Origin of the sequence: Myroides sp. A21 (assembly GCF_000807225.1) — a bacterium.
GTDB classification, from domain to species: Bacteria; Bacteroidota; Bacteroidia; order Flavobacteriales; family Flavobacteriaceae; genus Flavobacterium; species Flavobacterium odoratimimum.
The window spans coordinates 1,834,173-1,851,147 of the sequence record NZ_CP010327.1; the positions used below are offsets into that span (position 1 = coordinate 1,834,173).

The 16,975-nt window shown below is 35.7% G+C and carries 8 protein-coding genes; all 8 read left to right on the plus strand.

All coding sequences use genetic code 11. The features are described 5' to 3' along the window. Nucleotides 1–6: 6 nt before the first annotated feature. The 8 genes from MYRA21_RS08415 to sprA all read left to right on the plus strand — a co-directional run bounded on the left by MYRA21_RS08415 (nt 7) and on the right by sprA (nt 16,925). Entirely contained in the window at nt 7–1,320 is a 1,314-nt protein-coding gene (locus MYRA21_RS08415) for a hypothetical protein (protein WP_006257360.1), read from the plus strand. 17 nt (nt 1,321–1,337) lie between these two features. Beyond that, nucleotides 1,338–2,504, plus strand: coding sequence for a cytochrome c oxidase subunit II (locus tag MYRA21_RS08420; protein WP_006257359.1), 1,167 nt, complete (start codon nt 1,338–1,340; stop codon nt 2,502–2,504). 29 nt (nt 2,505–2,533) lie between these two features. Next, nucleotides 2,534–4,336 (plus strand): cbb3-type cytochrome c oxidase subunit I, encoded by a 1,803-nt coding sequence (locus tag MYRA21_RS08425; protein ID WP_006257358.1) that lies wholly within the window; start codon nt 2,534–2,536, stop codon nt 4,334–4,336. A 90-nt stretch (nt 4,337–4,426) separates the two neighbouring features. Further along, on the plus strand, nt 4,427–5,455 hold the full coding sequence (ruvB, locus tag MYRA21_RS08430; protein WP_006257357.1) for a Holliday junction branch migration DNA helicase RuvB: 1,029 nt from the start codon (nt 4,427–4,429) through the stop codon (nt 5,453–5,455). Nucleotides 5,456–5,474: 19 nt separating this feature from the next. Continuing rightward, entirely contained in the window at nt 5,475–6,401 is a 927-nt protein-coding gene (queG, locus tag MYRA21_RS08435) for a tRNA epoxyqueuosine(34) reductase QueG (RefSeq protein ID WP_006257356.1), read from the plus strand. Between the two features lie 64 nt (nt 6,402–6,465). Further along, nucleotides 6,466–8,745 carry an NADP-dependent malic enzyme gene (locus MYRA21_RS08440; RefSeq protein WP_006257355.1) on the plus strand — a complete coding sequence of 760 codons (2,280 nt, stop codon included), beginning with the start codon at nt 6,466–6,468 and terminating at the stop codon, nt 8,743–8,745. Between the two features lie 95 nt (nt 8,746–8,840). Then, nucleotides 8,841–9,422, plus strand: coding sequence for a Holliday junction branch migration protein RuvA (gene ruvA, locus MYRA21_RS08445; RefSeq protein WP_006257354.1), 582 nt, complete (start codon nt 8,841–8,843; stop codon nt 9,420–9,422). A 3-nt stretch (nt 9,423–9,425) separates the two neighbouring features. Then, nucleotides 9,426–16,925, plus strand: a complete 7,500-nt coding sequence (gene sprA, locus MYRA21_RS08450) for a cell surface protein SprA (protein ID WP_006257353.1) — start codon at nt 9,426–9,428, stop codon at nt 16,923–16,925. Nucleotides 16,926–16,975: the final 50 nt, after the last annotated feature.

Here is a 16,975-nt window from a genome sequence, read left to right on the forward strand (position 1 = left end):
TTAGATATGTACACATTTTCAAAAAATTTGAAGACTTTTGCAATCGTCCTTATGGTTCTTGGACTTGTAGGGATTGCGTATGGTTTCTTCAGTGCCCCTAAGACAACTGCTGAAGTAGAGCAGATCTTAACTGAGCAAGCTCATCACGATGGTGGTGAGCATCATGTATCCGCTGCAGACCACTCTGTGTCTGACGCTGATCATGCTGAACATCAAAAACATTTAGAACATGTTCTTGGTCAAATGCAAAATAAACCTTGGACAGCGTTATATGTAGCTTGTATTTTCGTTATGCTAGTAGCTGTAGGTATTTTAACTTTTTATGCTATTAACAATGCTGCTAGTGCTGGATGGTCTCCAGTATTATTTAGAGTAATGGAAGGATTATCTGCTTATGTATTACCAGGATCAGTTATATTCTTCGTGATTTTATTAATTTCTGTATTGGGAGGAAACCATTTATTTATATGGGCTGACCAAGCAGTAGTTGATGCAGATCCAATTATTCAAGGAAAAGCTGGATACTTAAACGTACCTTTCTTCTTAATTAGAACAGTTATCTATTTAGCAGGATGGAACTTTTATAGAATTTATGCTCGTAAACAATCTTTAGCTTTAGATGAGAGTGGTGATCAAACTTACTACAAAAAGATATTTAAAGCTTCAGCTGCTTTCTTAGTATTCTTTATTGTTACTGAGTCTATGGCATCTTGGGATTGGATTATGTCGATTGATACTCACTGGTATAGTACATTATTCGGATGGTATGTATTTGCTAGTTTCTTTGTAACAGCTATTACAACTATCGCTTTTGTTACTCTTTATTTAAAGAACAAAGGATACTTAGAATATGTTAATACTAGTCATATTCACGATTTAGCTAAATTTATGTTTGGATTAAGTATATTCTGGACTTATCTTTGGTTCTCTCAATTCATGTTACAGTGGTATTCTAATATTCCAGAGGAGGTAACTTACTTCATCTTCAGAATTCAAGAGTATAACTTACCATTCTTCGGAATGTTAGTATTGAATTTCTTATTGCCATTATTATTATTGATCAATACAGATTTCAAACGTTTAACTTGGATTGTTGTAATGGCAGGATCTTGTATCATCGTAGGTCACTATATTGACTTCTTTATGATGATCTCTCCTGGTACAGTTGGAGGTTCTTGGTTTATTGGTGTTTCTGAGATAGCATCACTTATTTTCTTCATTGGATTATTTATCTATGTAGGATTTAGTGCAATTGCTAAAGCGCCATTATTAGCTAAGAATAACCCATTGATTGAAGAGAGTAAACATTTTCACTATTAATATTTAAAAATAAACAAATGACAAGTTTATTAATATTAGCTGCAGTTGTATTATTAGGAGTTGCTGTATGGCAATTGACGAAAATATTTGATTTAACTCAAGTAGGTTCTCACCCTGATGATATTTCTACAGAGATCGCTAATGAGAAGGATAATAACATCAATGGTTATTTGACTTTCGCTTTCTTAGGATTCATCTATATCTTTACTATCTTCTGTTTAGTTGAGTATGGAAGCTTTCCTTTGATGGATAACCCTGCGTCAGAGCACGGAAAAGAGGTTGACAATTTAATGTGGATCTCAATGGGGTTAATTTTTGTTGTTCAAATTTTTACTCAGTTCTTATTACACTACTTTGCATTCAAAGGACGTGGAATAAACGGTAGAAAAGCTCGTTTCTATTCAGATAATGATAAGTTAGAAGCTCTTTGGACAATTATTCCTGTAATTACATTATCAGGTTTAATTCTTTATGGATTATTTGCTTGGAATGATATTATGTTTGTAGATGAAGAAGAAGACGTTCTTATTGTTGAAGTATATGCTAAACAATTCGGATGGGATGTTCGTTACTCTGGAACAGATAACACTTTAGGTAAAGCCAACGTTCGTTTTATAGAAGGTATCAATTTAGTAGGGGTAGATATGTCTGACCCGAATGCTGCTGATGATAAAATGGCAAAAGAATTACACTTACCAAAAGGTAAAAAAGTAGTATTGAAATTCCGTTCTCAAGACGTACTTCACTCAGCTTACTTACCTCACTTTAGAGCACAAATGAACTGTGTTCCTGGTATGGTTACTCAGTTTGCTTTCGTTCCTACTGTTACTACAGCAGAAATGAGAGAGCGTGAGGCGATTGTAAAAAAAGTTAGTAATATTAACGATATTAGAGCTGAAAGAAGCCAAGAGTTAATCGCTAAAGGAGAAGAGGCATTAGAACCTTATTCATTTGATTATTTAATTTTATGTAATAAGATTTGTGGAGCTTCTCACTATAACATGCAAATGAAAGTTGTTGTAGAGACTCCTGAAGAATTCGAATCTTGGTTAAAAGAGCTTCCTACATTAAAAGAGCAAGTTGCTGCTGAAAAAGCTAGCAACGCACCTGCTCCAGCAGTAGAGGAAGTTCCTGCAGCAGTTGAAGAAGTTGAAACTGAAGCTATCGCTCAAGTAGGAAAATAAAACTCACATATTAAAATCAATCTATAACTATGTCAGTAGAAGGACACGAAAACAATCACGATCACTCACATGATCATGATCATCACGATAAAGGGAACTTCTTTACTAAATATGTGTTTAGTTTAGACCACAAGATGATTGCTAAACAATACTTGATTACAGGTATTATTATGGGAATCATCGGGATTGGAATGTCTCTGTTATTTAGAATGCAAATTGCTTGGCCAGAAGAATCTTTCACAGTATTCAAATGGTTTTTAGGTGATAAAATGGCTCCTGATGGAGTTATGAAAAATGATGCTTATCTTGCCCTAGTAACGATGCACGGTACCATAATGGTATTCTTCGTTTTAACTGCTGGATTAAGTGGTACGTTCTCGAACTTACTTATTCCATTGCAGATTGGAGCACGTGATATGGCTTCAGGATTCTTAAATATGTTATCTTATTGGTTATTCTTCATCTCTGCAGTATTAATGATTATTTCATTATTTGTAGAAGGAGGACCAGCATCTTCTGGATGGACAGTATATCCTCCGTTGAGTGCATTACCACAGGCTATTCCTGGTTCAGGAATGGGGATGACATTATGGTTAGTATCTATGGCAATCTTTATCGCATCTTCTTTAATGGGATCGTTAAACTATGTTGCTACAGTAATTAACTTAAGAACTAAAGGAATGTCTATGACAAGATTACCATTAACAGTGTGGGCTTTATTTACTACAGCTATTATTGGTATCGTATCATTCCCAGTTTTATTATCAGCAGCTTTATTATTGTTATTCGATAGAAGTTTTGGAACATCATTCTTCTTATCAGATATTTATTTAGCTGGAGAGGTATTACATTACCAAGGAGGATCTCCTGTATTATATGAGCACTTATTCTGGTTCTTAGGTCACCCTGAGGTATATATCGTAATTTTACCAGCGATGGGTATTACGTCAGAAATTATTGCTTGTAACGCTCGTAAACCAATTTTCGGTTACCGTGCGATGATTGCTTCTATCTTAGGTATTGCTTTCTTATCAACAATTGTATGGGGACACCACATGTTCGTATCTGGTATGAACCCATTCTTAGGATCTGTATTTACATTTACTACATTGTTGATTGCAATTCCTTCAGCAGTAAAAGCATTCAACTATATCACTACAATTTGGAGTGGTAATATCCAAATGAACCCTGCAATGTTATTCTGTATTGGATTCGTATCTACGTTTATTACAGGAGGTTTAACAGGGATTATTTTAGGAGATTCAACATTAGATATCAACGTTCACGATACATATTTCGTTATTGCTCACTTCCACTTAGTAATGGGTATTTCTGCTCTTTACGGAATGTTTGCTGGTATCTACCACTGGTTCCCTAAAATGTTTGGACGTATGATGAACAAAAACTTAGGTTATATCCACTTCTGGGTAACTGCAGTTTGTGCTTACGGAGTATTCTTCCCAATGCACTTCATCGGATTAGCTGGTTTACCACGTCGTTATTATTCAAATACTGCATTCCCATTATTTGATGAGTTCTACGATGTAAACGTGTTAATTACAGTATTCGCTTTAGTAGGATCTGCTTTCCAATTAGTGTTCTTATGGAACTTCTTCTATAGTATTTTCTATGGTAAGAAAGCTACTCAGAACCCTTGGAGAAGTAACTCTCTTGAGTGGACTACACCAGTTGAACATATTCATGGTAACTGGCCTGGTGAATTACCAGTTGTTTACAGATGGCCTTATGACTATAGTAAACCTGGATTACCAGAAGATTACGCTCCTCAAAACATGCCATTCGTTGCAGGTGAAGAGGAATTACATCACTAAGATTATATTTCTTATAGATATTAAAAAGTCATCCGAAAGGATGACTTTTTTTGTTAGTGTAGACTCTGATATTTGAATTATATTTGTACTATGAATGAGAATTTAAACCCAACTAATAAGCACTTTTCTTCTGATGAATTAGATGTTGAGAAGAAGTTACGCCCGCTGTCTTTTGATGATTTTGCTGGGCAAGATCAGGTATTAGAGAATTTGAAGATTTTCGTTGAAGCTGCTAATCAAAGGGGAGAAGCTTTAGATCATACTTTGTTTCATGGACCTCCAGGACTTGGTAAGACTACATTAGCTAATATTTTAGCTAATGAACTTGATGTGGGAATTAAGATCACTTCCGGACCAGTTTTAGATAAACCAGGTGATTTAGCTGGATTATTAACTAATCTTGAGGAACGTGATGTTTTATTTATTGATGAGATTCATCGTTTAAGCCCTATAGTAGAAGAGTATTTGTATTCTGCTATGGAGGACTTTAAGATTGATATTATGATAGAGTCTGGTCCGAATGCACGTACGGTTCAGATTCATTTAAATCCGTTTACATTAGTAGGTGCGACAACTCGTTCTGGTTTATTGACTTCACCAATGCGTGCTCGTTTTGGTATTCAAAGTCGCCTTCAGTATTACAATAAGGAACTATTAGCCACTATTATTGAACGTAGTGCTTCTATATTAGGTGTTCATATTGATCTAGAAGCTGCTATAGAAATAGCGGGAAGAAGTAGAGGAACACCTCGTATTGCAAACGCATTGTTGAGACGTGTACGTGATTTCGCACAGATAAAAGGGAATGGTGATATTGATATCGAGATTTCTAAATACGCCTTAAATTCATTGAATGTAGATTCTTTTGGATTAGATGAAATGGATAATAAGATATTGAGTACGATTATTGATAAGTTTAAGGGAGGACCAGTAGGATTATCTACCTTAGCGACTGCTGTTTCTGAGAATGGTGAAACAATAGAGGAAGTTTATGAGCCTTATTTAATTCAAGAAGGTTTTATTGTTCGAACTCCAAGAGGGCGTGAGGTAACTGACAAAGCTTATAAACACTTAGGTAGAGAAAGAATTCATCCACAAGGTGGGCTTTTTGATATATAGTGGTCATAGAAGTGATTAAATGATTGAAAATAAAAGTAAATATTCTAATATTATAAAAGCCGAGGCCAAACGCCTTGGCTTTTCGTCTTGTGGTATTTCTAAAGCGGATTTCTTAGAAGTTGAGGCTCCTCGTTTAGAGCAGTGGTTGAATAAACAAATGCATGGGCAGATGTCTTATATGGAGAATCATTTTGATAAACGCCTTGATCCTAGATTACTTGTAGAAGGAGCGAAAAGCGTTGTGTCATTAACTTTAAATTACTACCCAGAAGAAAGACAAATTAGTGATAGTTATAAAATATCTAAGTATGCTTATGGAGAGGATTATCACCATGTGATAAAAGATAAGCTGAAAGAGCTTCTGTACTTTATAGAAAGTGAAATAGGGGCTGTAGATGGACGTGTATTTGTTGATTCTGCACCAGTCTTAGATAAAGCTTGGGCAGCTAAGGCTGGCTTGGGATGGGTCGGTAAGAATAACAATTTGATTAATAGAAAAAGCGGTTCTTTCTTTTTTATTGCTGAATTAATAATTGATTTAGAATTAGAAGAAGACGGCCCTACTACTGATCATTGTGGAACGTGTACTAAATGTATAGATGCTTGTCCTACAGAAGCTATTGAAAGTCCTCATATTGTAAACGGGAGTAAATGTATTTCATATCTCACCATAGAATTGAAAGATGATATTCCAACCGACTTTAGTGGGAAATTAGATAATTGGATGTTTGGTTGCGATGTGTGTCAAGATGTTTGTCCGTGGAATCGCTTTGCATCTCCCCATAAAGAGCAAAGATTTATTCCTAATAATGCGTTAATAGAGTATTCAAAGCACGAATGGAAAGAACTTACGAAGGAGACTTTTAATGAAATTTTTAAAAAATCCGCAATTAAAAGGACGAAATATGAGGGCTTGTTGCGAAATATGCAATTTTTAGGGGAGTGAATTTCGTAAATCCGAATTATATTACAAAAAGGTTATCTTTGTTCATCACGTTAAATGTAAATATATGAATAAAGATAGTTTACGTAGAGAAGCACTTAAATACCATGCTGAACCAACGCCTGGTAAGATACAAGTTGTTCCTACGAAGAAGTATTCATCACAAAGAGACTTAGCCTTAGCATATTCACCAGGTGTAGCAGAGCCTTGTCTGGAAATTGCAAGCGATGTAAATAATGTATATAAATATACAGCAAAAGGAAATTTAGTTGCTGTTATCTCTAACGGTACTGCAGTACTAGGACTTGGAGATATCGGAGCTGAAGCATCTAAGCCAGTAATGGAAGGAAAAGGGTTGCTGTTTAAGATTTTTGCAGATATTGATGTTTTTGACATTGAAGTAGATACTACTGATGTAGATAAGTTTATCGAAACTGTAAAAAACATTTCTCCAACTTTCGGAGGAATTAACTTAGAAGATATCAAAGCTCCAGAATCTTTTGAAATCGAAAGAAGATTGAAAGAAGAGTTAGATATTCCTGTAATGCACGATGACCAGCATGGTACTGCTATTATCTCAGCAGCAGCTTTGCTAAATGCAGTAGAGTTAGCTGGTAAGAAAATGGAAGAAATTACGATGGTAGTTTCTGGTGCAGGTTCAGCTGCTATCGCATGTGCTAAGTTGTATGTAGCTTTTGGTGTTAAACAAGAGAATATAAAAATGTTTAACAGTAAAGGTGTTTTAAAGAAAGACGATACACGTATTTCAGATTTACAAAGAGAGTTTGCTGTTGATAGTGATATCTCTTTAGCAGATGCTTTAAAAGGGACTGATGTATTTATCGGATTGTCTACTGCGGATGTATTAAAACCAGAAATGCTTTTAGGGATGGCAGATAACCCAATCGTGTTTGCGATGGCTAATCCAAGACCTGAAATCGACTATAACCTTGCAACTTCTACACGTAAGGATGTTATTATGGCTACTGGTCGTTCTGACTTCCCTAACCAAGTTAATAACGTATTAGGTTTCCCTTATATCTTTAGAGGGGCATTAGACGTACGTGCTACTAAGATTAACGAAGAAATGAAGATGGCTGCTGTAGTAGCTTTGGCTAAGTTAGCTAAAGAGCCAGTGCCAGAGCAAGTAAATATTGCTTACGGAGAGACTAAGTTTACTTTCGGTAGAGAATATATTATCCCAAAACCATTTGACCCTAGATTGATATCTGTTGTTCCTCCTGCAGTTGCTAAAGCAGCAATGGAAAGTGGAATAGCACTTGCTCCAATTACAGATTGGGAAGAATATAAATCTTCTTTAGAAGAAAGAATGGGGTCAGATAATAAATTAGTACGTATGTTAATCAACCGTGCTAAGACTGAACCAAAACGTGTGGTATATGCTGAAGCTGACCATTTAGATGTATTAAAAGCTGCTCAGATTGCTTATGAAGAAGGAATGGTGACTCCAATCTTATTAGGAGATAAAGAAACTATTCAAGAGCTTAAGAAAGAAATAGAGTTTAATGATGATGTAGAAATTATTGATCCTAAGTCTGATGAGCAAAAAGAAAGAAGAGCTGCTTTTGCTAATGCTTATTGGGCAACTAGAAAGCGCAAAGGAGTTACTTTATACGATGCAGGTAAACTAATGTTAGAAAGAAACTACTTTGCATCTATGTTAGTGAATGAAGGGCAGGCAGATGCTATGTTGACAGGATATTCTCGTAGTTATCCTAATGTAGTTAAACCTATCTTAGAATTAATACCTCGTGCGCAAGGTGTAAGCAGAGTAGCTACAACGAACTTAATGATGACGAAGAGAGGACCAATGTTCTTAGCAGATACTGCTATTAACCCTGATCCTACAGCTGAAGATTTAGCTAAAATAGCCGTGATGACAGAGAAGACTGTACGTATGTTCGGTATGGAACCTGTTGTTGCAATGTTATCATATGCTAACTTTGGGTCTGCACCTAATGCTTCTCCAACAAAAATGAAAGAGGCAGTTAGTATCTTACATGATCAACATCCAGAGATGATTGTAGATGGTGAAATTCAGATCGACTTCGCTTTAAATAGTGAAATGTTGAAGAAGAAATTCCCTTTTTCTAAGTTAGTAGATAAGAAAGTAAATACACTTATTTTTCCTAACCTAGATTCTGCTAATATCACTTATAAAATGTTGAAAGAATTGAATAAAGCGACTTCTATTGGTCCTATTATTTTAGGTTTAGATAAAGCTGTTCACGTATTCCAACTAGGTGCTAGTGTTGATGAGATGGTTAATATGACAGCTGTAGCTGTAGTAGATGCTCAAGTACGCGAGAATCGCAAAAAGAAATAATATACTGGTACTCTGAATAGTAGTTGTGCGATTAGTTATTTGTTAGTAGATAGTTAATATTTATTGTTATTTTTGAAGTAAAATTTGATATAATAATGATAGCACATATTCAAGGACGCCTAGTAGAAAAAACAGCCACAGAAGTGGTAATAGATTGCGGGGGAGTAGGATATCTTATCCATATTTCCCTGCATACTTTTTCTCAAATTGGTTCCTCAGAAAATTTGAGATTATATACTTACCTACAAATAAAAGAAGACGGACATACTCTGTTCGGTTTTATAGATAAAATAGAACGTGAATTATTTAAACTATTGATATCAGTTTCTGGTATTGGTGGTAATACTGCGCGTAATATGCTTTCATCTATTGCTCCTAAAGAGCTTCTACAAGCTATTGCTTCTGCTGATGTAAAAACAATCCAGTCTGTAAAAGGGATTGGTGCTAAAACTGCTCAGCGTGTTATACTTGACTTACAAGAAAAGGTAATAAAATTGTATAATATTGATGAAGTTTCTCCTGTTATTAACAATACAAATGCAGATGAAGCGTTATCAGCTTTAGAGGTATTAGGTTTTGTACGTAAATCAGCTGAGAAAGTTGTTGATAAGATTATGAAGCAAACACCTGATGCATCTGTTGAATTCATCATTAAGCAAGCTTTAAAAAACTTATAAATTTTGAGGGGGCAATTTCCTATATCAAAGTCAATTTTTTTTTGGCTAGTTGTTCTTTTTTTGAGCGTACAAGGGATGTATGCTCAAGATCCAGATGAACAAGTAGCTGATAGTTTACAAACTCAATATGATATTGGGAAAATTGTCATACCTGATCCTAATCTTATTAAGGAAGCATACTCCTATGATCCTTTAACGGATAGTTACTACTTTACTAAAACCTTTGACGGATTTAATGTCAATTATCCTCTTGTATTAACTCGTAAAGAGTTTGAAGAGCTTATTATGCGTGCAGAGTTGCGTAAGTATTTTCAGCAGCGATTTAATGTAATGCATGGACGTGAGGAGAACGAAGAGATCAAGCGTGATATGTTACCACGTTATTATGTGAATTCGAAGTTGTTCAGTACTATTTTTGGATCGAATACTATTGATGTTAAACCTACAGGATCTGTAGAGTTTGATATGGGAGTTCGTTATAGTAAACAAGATAACCCTGTAGTATCTACGCGTAATCGTAAGAATATGGCGTTTGATTTTAATCAACGCATTAGTATGGGATTACAAGGAATGGTAGGTACTAGACTAGCTGTGAATATTAATTATGATACCCAGGCTACTTTTGACTTCCAGAATATGATGAAATTATCTTTCGCACCAGACGAAGATGATATCGTACGTAAAGTAGAAGTAGGTAATGTAAGTATGCCTATTAGTGGTTCGCTAGTTAGAGGAGCACAGAGTTTATTTGGGGTAAAGACAGAATTACAATTCGGTAGAACCACTATTACAGGAGTATTCTCAGAGCAGAAGTCTCAGACGACTTCTATTCGTGCTGACGGTGCAGGAACATTAGAAGAGTTCGAATTAGATGCGTTAGATTATGATGAGGATAGACACTTCTTTTTATCTCATTATTTTAGAAATAACTATGATGAGGCTTTAGAGAAATATCCTTTTATAAAAAGTAGAGTAAGAATTACCCGTGTAGAAGTATGGATAACGAATCGATATGGACGCGTTAATCAAACAGGTAATAATGCACGTAATATTATAGCTATACAGGATTTAGGAGAAGGACAGAATAAATTAGGAAGACCTAATGCAGATGTTGTTTCTAAGCCTGAGCCTGATTTCTTTACTATCAATGGAGTGCCTAATGCATATCCTGATAATGCGAATAACCAATATGACCCAGGAAACATTGGGGGTAATTATTTAAATTCCTCTATTCGATTAAACACATCAGGTGCAAGTGGATTTAATGTATCTGTACAAGAAGGACGAGATTTTGTACGTTTAGAGGGAGCACGTAAGTTAAGTGCCAATGAGTTTACATTCCATCCTCAGTTAGGATACATATCATTACAACAAAAACTTTCTAATGATGAAGTTCTTGCTGTAGCGTTCCAGTACTCTATTGGAGATAAGATATATCAAGTGGGGGAGTTTGGTACAGATGGAGGTATGACGGTATTGCCTCCTGGTGTAGATGAGGCAAACCCAGATGTGCCACAGAGTCAATCGCTTATTCTGAAGCTATTAAAAAGTAATTTTACTTTAGTAGGGCAGCCAGTATGGAAACTGATGATGAAGAATATCTATCAGATTCCGAATGCGATGTATATCTCACAAGATAAGTTTAGATTCAATATTCTTTATACAGATCCGAGTCCACTGAATTATATTAGTTCTGTGGATGGGAAGCCATTGCCTCCAGATGTAGAGCGCACACCATTATTAAAAGTATTCCATTTAGACCGATTGAATTATACGAATGACCCTCAGCAAGGGGGAGATGGTTTCTTTGACTTTTTGCCTAATGGAGGAATGCAAAACACGTTTGATCCTACTAATGCAGGTAATATGAATAATGGTTATGGTAATAATAACAATGGTGGCTATGGTGGTAATGGAGGATATGGCGGTAATAATGGAGGCTTTGGAAACAATGGTGGTTTTGGAAATAACGGCGGATACGGGAATAATGGAGGGTATGGCAACAGTGGAGGATACGGAAATAATAATAACCAATACAACAGCAATACATTTGATGGGATTACGATAGACCCAATGTATGGTCGTATTATTTTTACGACTGTTGAGCCTTTTGGAGAGCACTTATTTAAAAAGCTTTCGGCTAATCAGTTAAGTGAAGATTATAACGAATCTAGTTCATATAATAAAAACCAATCAAAGTATGTCTTTAGAAGTATGTATCGTACTACTAAAGCAGAAGCTCTACGAAGCCAAAATGAGAAGAATAAATTCCAGTTAAAAGGGAAATTCTCTAGTTCAATGGGAGAAGGTATTCCTATTGGATCATTTAATGTCGCTCCAGGATCAGTTATTGTAAGAGCAGCAGGTAGGGTATTAGTAGAAGGAGTAGATTATACAGTAGATTACAGTAGAGGTCGAGTGATGATATTAGATCCAGGACTACAAGCATCTAATACACCGATCGAAGTTTCTGTAGAGAATAATACGATGTTTGGTCAGCAGACTAAGCGTTTCTTCGGAATGCACGTAGAACATAAGTTTAGCAAAGACTTTATATTAGGAGGTACATTCTTACAGATGTCAGAACGTCCATTTACTCATAAGTCGAGTTATGGTCAAGAAGCTGTGAATAATACAATCTGGGGATTGAATGCACAGTATTCTACTGAAGTACCTTTCTTAACTAGAATGGTTAATAAGTTACCTAATATAGATACAGATGTAGAATCTAGAGTTTCGTTTAGAGGAGAATTTGCTTATTTAAAACCAGGTTCCTCTAAATTAGATCAGATGAATGGTGAAGCAACTTCTTACATTGATGATTTTGAAGGAATGCAATCTATTATTGATGTTAAGTCCCCTCTCTCATGGAAGTTATCGAGTGTACCAGTAGGATTCCATGGATTGAATGAAATAGATAGTGATAGAGATAAGGTGGATGTAGCTTTGCCAGCATATTCTCTAGAGGATGGATATAGAAGATCTAAGATGTCATGGTATTCTATTGATCCAACATTTTATGTAGGGAGCAAACCAGATGGGGTAAGTGAGTATGATTTATCATCTAATAGAACACGTAGGATTTACAGTGAAGAGTTATTCCCTGACAAAGATATTGCTTATGGAGAGAGTCGAGTGATTAATACACTAGACTTGACTTATTATCCAGAGGAGAGAGGACCTTATAATTTTAATAGAAGTTATCTAACGAACCCTCGCTCTTTAACACCTAGAAAAAACTGGGCAGGTATTATGCGTGGTTTAACGACTACGAACTTTGAACAAGCGAATATTGAGTTTGTAGAGTTTTGGGTAATGGATCCGTATGTAGGAAAGAGTGGTGATGCATTAACTGTTCAGAATACAGGAGAGCTTAGATTAAACTTAGGTTTTATCTCTGAAGATATTTTGAGAGATGGACATAAGCAGTATGAGAATGGACTACCTGATACAGGAGCTAATGCAGTAACAACGATTAATACTGTTTGGGGGAAAGTACCTTCAGCTCCTTCATTAGTTTATGCATTTGATAATAATGCAGAGAATAGAAGGTTACAAGACGTTGGACTTGATGGTTTAAATGATGAAGAAGAAAGAGCTTTCTTTAAAGATTTTGCAGGATTTAGTGATCCAGCAGCAGATAACTTTGTACATTATTTAGATGCTCAAGGTGGAATATTAGAGCGTTATAGAGATTATAATGGTTTAGAAAATAATAGCCCAGCAGGCGGTGGGAGAGCAGGAAATAATCAGCCTGATGCAGAAGATATTGATGGGGATAATACCATGAATACTATTGATGCATACTTTGAGTATAAGGTAAAAGTGAAGCCTAACACTATAGTAGGTGATAAATATGTTACAGATGTCAGAGAAACTAAAGTACAGTTACCTGATGGATCTGTATCTGATGTAAGATGGATTCAGTACAAAATCCCAATTGATACTAAAGGGAAAAAAGTAGGAGCTATAGAAGATACGAGATCAATGAAGTTTATGAGAATGTATCTTACAGGTTTCGAGAAACAAGTAACACTTCGTTTTGGAACTTTAAACTTAGTTCGATCGGATTGGAAGCGATATGACAGAAACCTCATAGAAGATAATTCAGGGACTAATGATGAGAAATACTCTAATACAGGAATAGATGTATCTTCTGTGAATCTAACAGATAATTATGATCGTAAACCTATTCCTTACGTAACTCCTCCTGGAGTAAGAAGAGAACAGGTTTATATGAATAATACATTGATTAATCAGAATGAACAATCACTTTCATTAAAGATATATCCAAAAGATTTAAATGCTTATCCTTCAGGTTTACTTTCGAATGATGCTAGAGGAGTATTTAAGATCTTTAATGTAGACATGCGTCAGTATAAAAAACTGAGAATGTTTATCCATGGAGAGTCTTTAGAAGGTGGCGCATCGAGACGTTTACAAGATTATGAGATGGCAGCATTCATCCGTATAGGTAGTGATGTTATTGAGAACTTCTATGAAGTAGAGATACCATTAAAAATAACAAATGGTGGAGAAACTAACCCTGATGCGATTTGGCCGGAAGAGAATGAACTAAATCTTCCTATAGACTTACTTGCAAAGTTAAAAGTGATGAAGATGGGAGAAGTATCTCGTCCTGGTTTTGACAGTTCTAAGATATTTTATGTAAATGAAGAGGAGTTAAATCCAAGTGCTGGAGATAAGCCTAATAAAGTAAGACTTGGTATAAAAGGGAATCCAAACTTTGGAAAAGTAAGGATGATGATGATAGGGATACGTAATATCTCGCCAGGAGCAGAAGCCTTATCAGGAGAGTTCTGGTTTGATGAATTACGTATGTCAGATATGGATAATAAAGGAGGATGGGCAGCTACAGCTACAGTTGATGCTAATATAGCAGACTTTGCTAATATCTCTTTGACAGGGATGAAGTCTACTATTGGTTTTGGTGGATTAGAACAAGGGCCTCATGACCGTAGTCGTGAAGATAGAAAGTCGTACAGTGTAATGACTAACGTAAACTTAGGACAACTGTTACCTAAACGTTGGGGAATCACACTGCCATTTAATTATGCTATCAGTGAAGAGTTTATTACGCCTGAGTACGATCCGATGAATCCTGATTTAAAGCTTAGTTATATCAAGTCTGGAGCGAAGACATCAGCTGAGGCAGAAGAGGCTGAGAAGAGAGCGATGGACTACACGAAGCGTAAGAGTATAAACTTTATTGGTGTTAATAAGCAGAGAGGACCAGAACAAAAGAATCGTATCTATGATATAGAGAATATTACAGTATCTCACTCGTATAATGAGGTGAGACACCACGATTTTGAAATAGAGTCAATGTTAGAACAACAAGTGAGATCATCACTTGATTATACTTATGCTTTCGAAACGAAGTCTGTAGAGCCTTTTAAAAACATCGGTTTTATGAAAGGGCAATATTGGGGACTATTGAGAGACTTTAACTTTAATTATCTACCGACTAATATATCGTTTAGTTCTAATATTATGCGTCAGTATAATAGACAAGAGTTTAGACTAATAGATGTAGAAGGGATAGGTTTAGATCCATTGTATAGAAGAAATTATTTCTTTAACTATAACTTTGGATTCAATTTTGACTTGACTAAATCTCTTCGTCTAAGTTATATCGGAGGTAGTAATAATATCGTTCGAAACTATTATGACAGTGTAAATGGAATCGTAGATAATACGAATACAATATGGGATGATTACTTTAATATTGGTGAGCCTAATCAGTTTACACAGCAGTTAACAGTGAATTATGAATTGCCTTTTAGTAAGATTCCAGTATTGTCTTTTATCCGTTCTAACTATGCTTATACAGGTAGCTTTAACTGGCAACGTGCATCAGACGCTTATTCTAATATTGACATAGACGGTATTAATTATTCTTTGGGGAACACGATTCAGAATGCGAGAACACAACGTCTGAATACTACTTTAGGTATGGAGACTTTGTATCGTTATTTAGGGTTGGTGAAAAGCTCTGATCGCAGAAGAACGCCTTCTAAAGCGAAAAAAGCAACTATCGTTCCTGGACAGAAAGTAGTACAAGCGAAAGAAGATACTAAGAAAAAAGACAAGAAGGAGAAAGGGGAGCCATCTGCATTTGGTACTGCTACGAAAGATTTATTAATAGGAGTATTAACATCTGTAAAGAATATCCAGATTAATTATTCTGAGAATAGTGGTACGATGTTACCAGGTTTCTTACCTACTGTAGGTTTCTTTGGTACGTCTAAACCTGATTTAGGGTTCGTATTCGGTAATCAAGCAGATATTAGATATGATGCTGCTCGTAAAGGGTATTTAACAGATTACCCAGAGATGAATCAACCTTATACTACGATTAGTAATAAGACACTTAACCTGAATGCTTCAATATCTTTAATACCTGACTTGACTATTGATCTTTATGCTGAACGTATGAAGTCTGATAACTATTCAGAACAATTCGTGGTAGAGAACAATGAGTATATAGGACAAGCACCTTATAGTTATGGAAACTTCAGTATGTCTACGGTGATGTTAAGTACAGCTTTCTCTAGTAGTGATTTAATGAGTTCAGCTACTTTTGACAGAATGTTGGATAATCGTATTATCGTAGCAAATAGATTAGCTGTAGAGCGTGGTATTGATATTACCAATCCTGCCAACTTAGATAGAGAAGGATTCCCTATCGGGTATAGTAAAGGAAGTCAGTCTGTATTATTACCATCTTTTGTGGCGGCGTATACAGGTAAAGATGCGAATAAGGTTTCGACAGGTTTGTTTAAAGGAATGCCTTTGCCTAACTGGAACTTGAAGTACAGAGGACTGATGAGAATAGGATGGTTTAAAGATAATTTCAAGAACTTCTCTATTAACCATGGATATAGAGCCTCTTATACATTGGGGTCTTACAGTTATAATACGGAGTATTATAAAGCTCCGAATGAAGTAAATAAATATGGTAATTACCCTAGTGAATATGTTGTAAACAATGCTACATTATTTGAGCAGTTTAATCCTTTAATCCGTTTTGAAGTGGAGACAAAATCTTCGATCAGAATGTCTTTAGAGATGAGAAAAGATAGAATGCTATCGTTGAGCTTTGACAATAATTTATTGACAGAGACGAATGGGAATGACTTTGTATTAGGATTGGGGTACCGTGTCAAAGACGTAGGGTTTAACTCGATGTATGCTAACAATGGAATGGGAGGAAGAATCGCTAGTGATATTAATATTAAGGCAGACTTCACATTGACGAAGAGAGAGACGGTAGTGCGCTATCTAGACTATGGAAATAGCCAGACTGGTGGAGGACAAAATATGTGGTCGTTGAAATTGTCAGCAGACTATATGTTGAGTAAGAACCTTACAGCGCTCTTCTTCTATGACCATTCATTCTCTAAAGCCGTTATTTCGACTATGTATCCAATCACGAATATTCGAGCAGGTTTTACAATGCGATATAATTTTGGAAATTAACGGATATTGGTTCCACATTATGTAATAATATTATACATTTGCTAAAAACT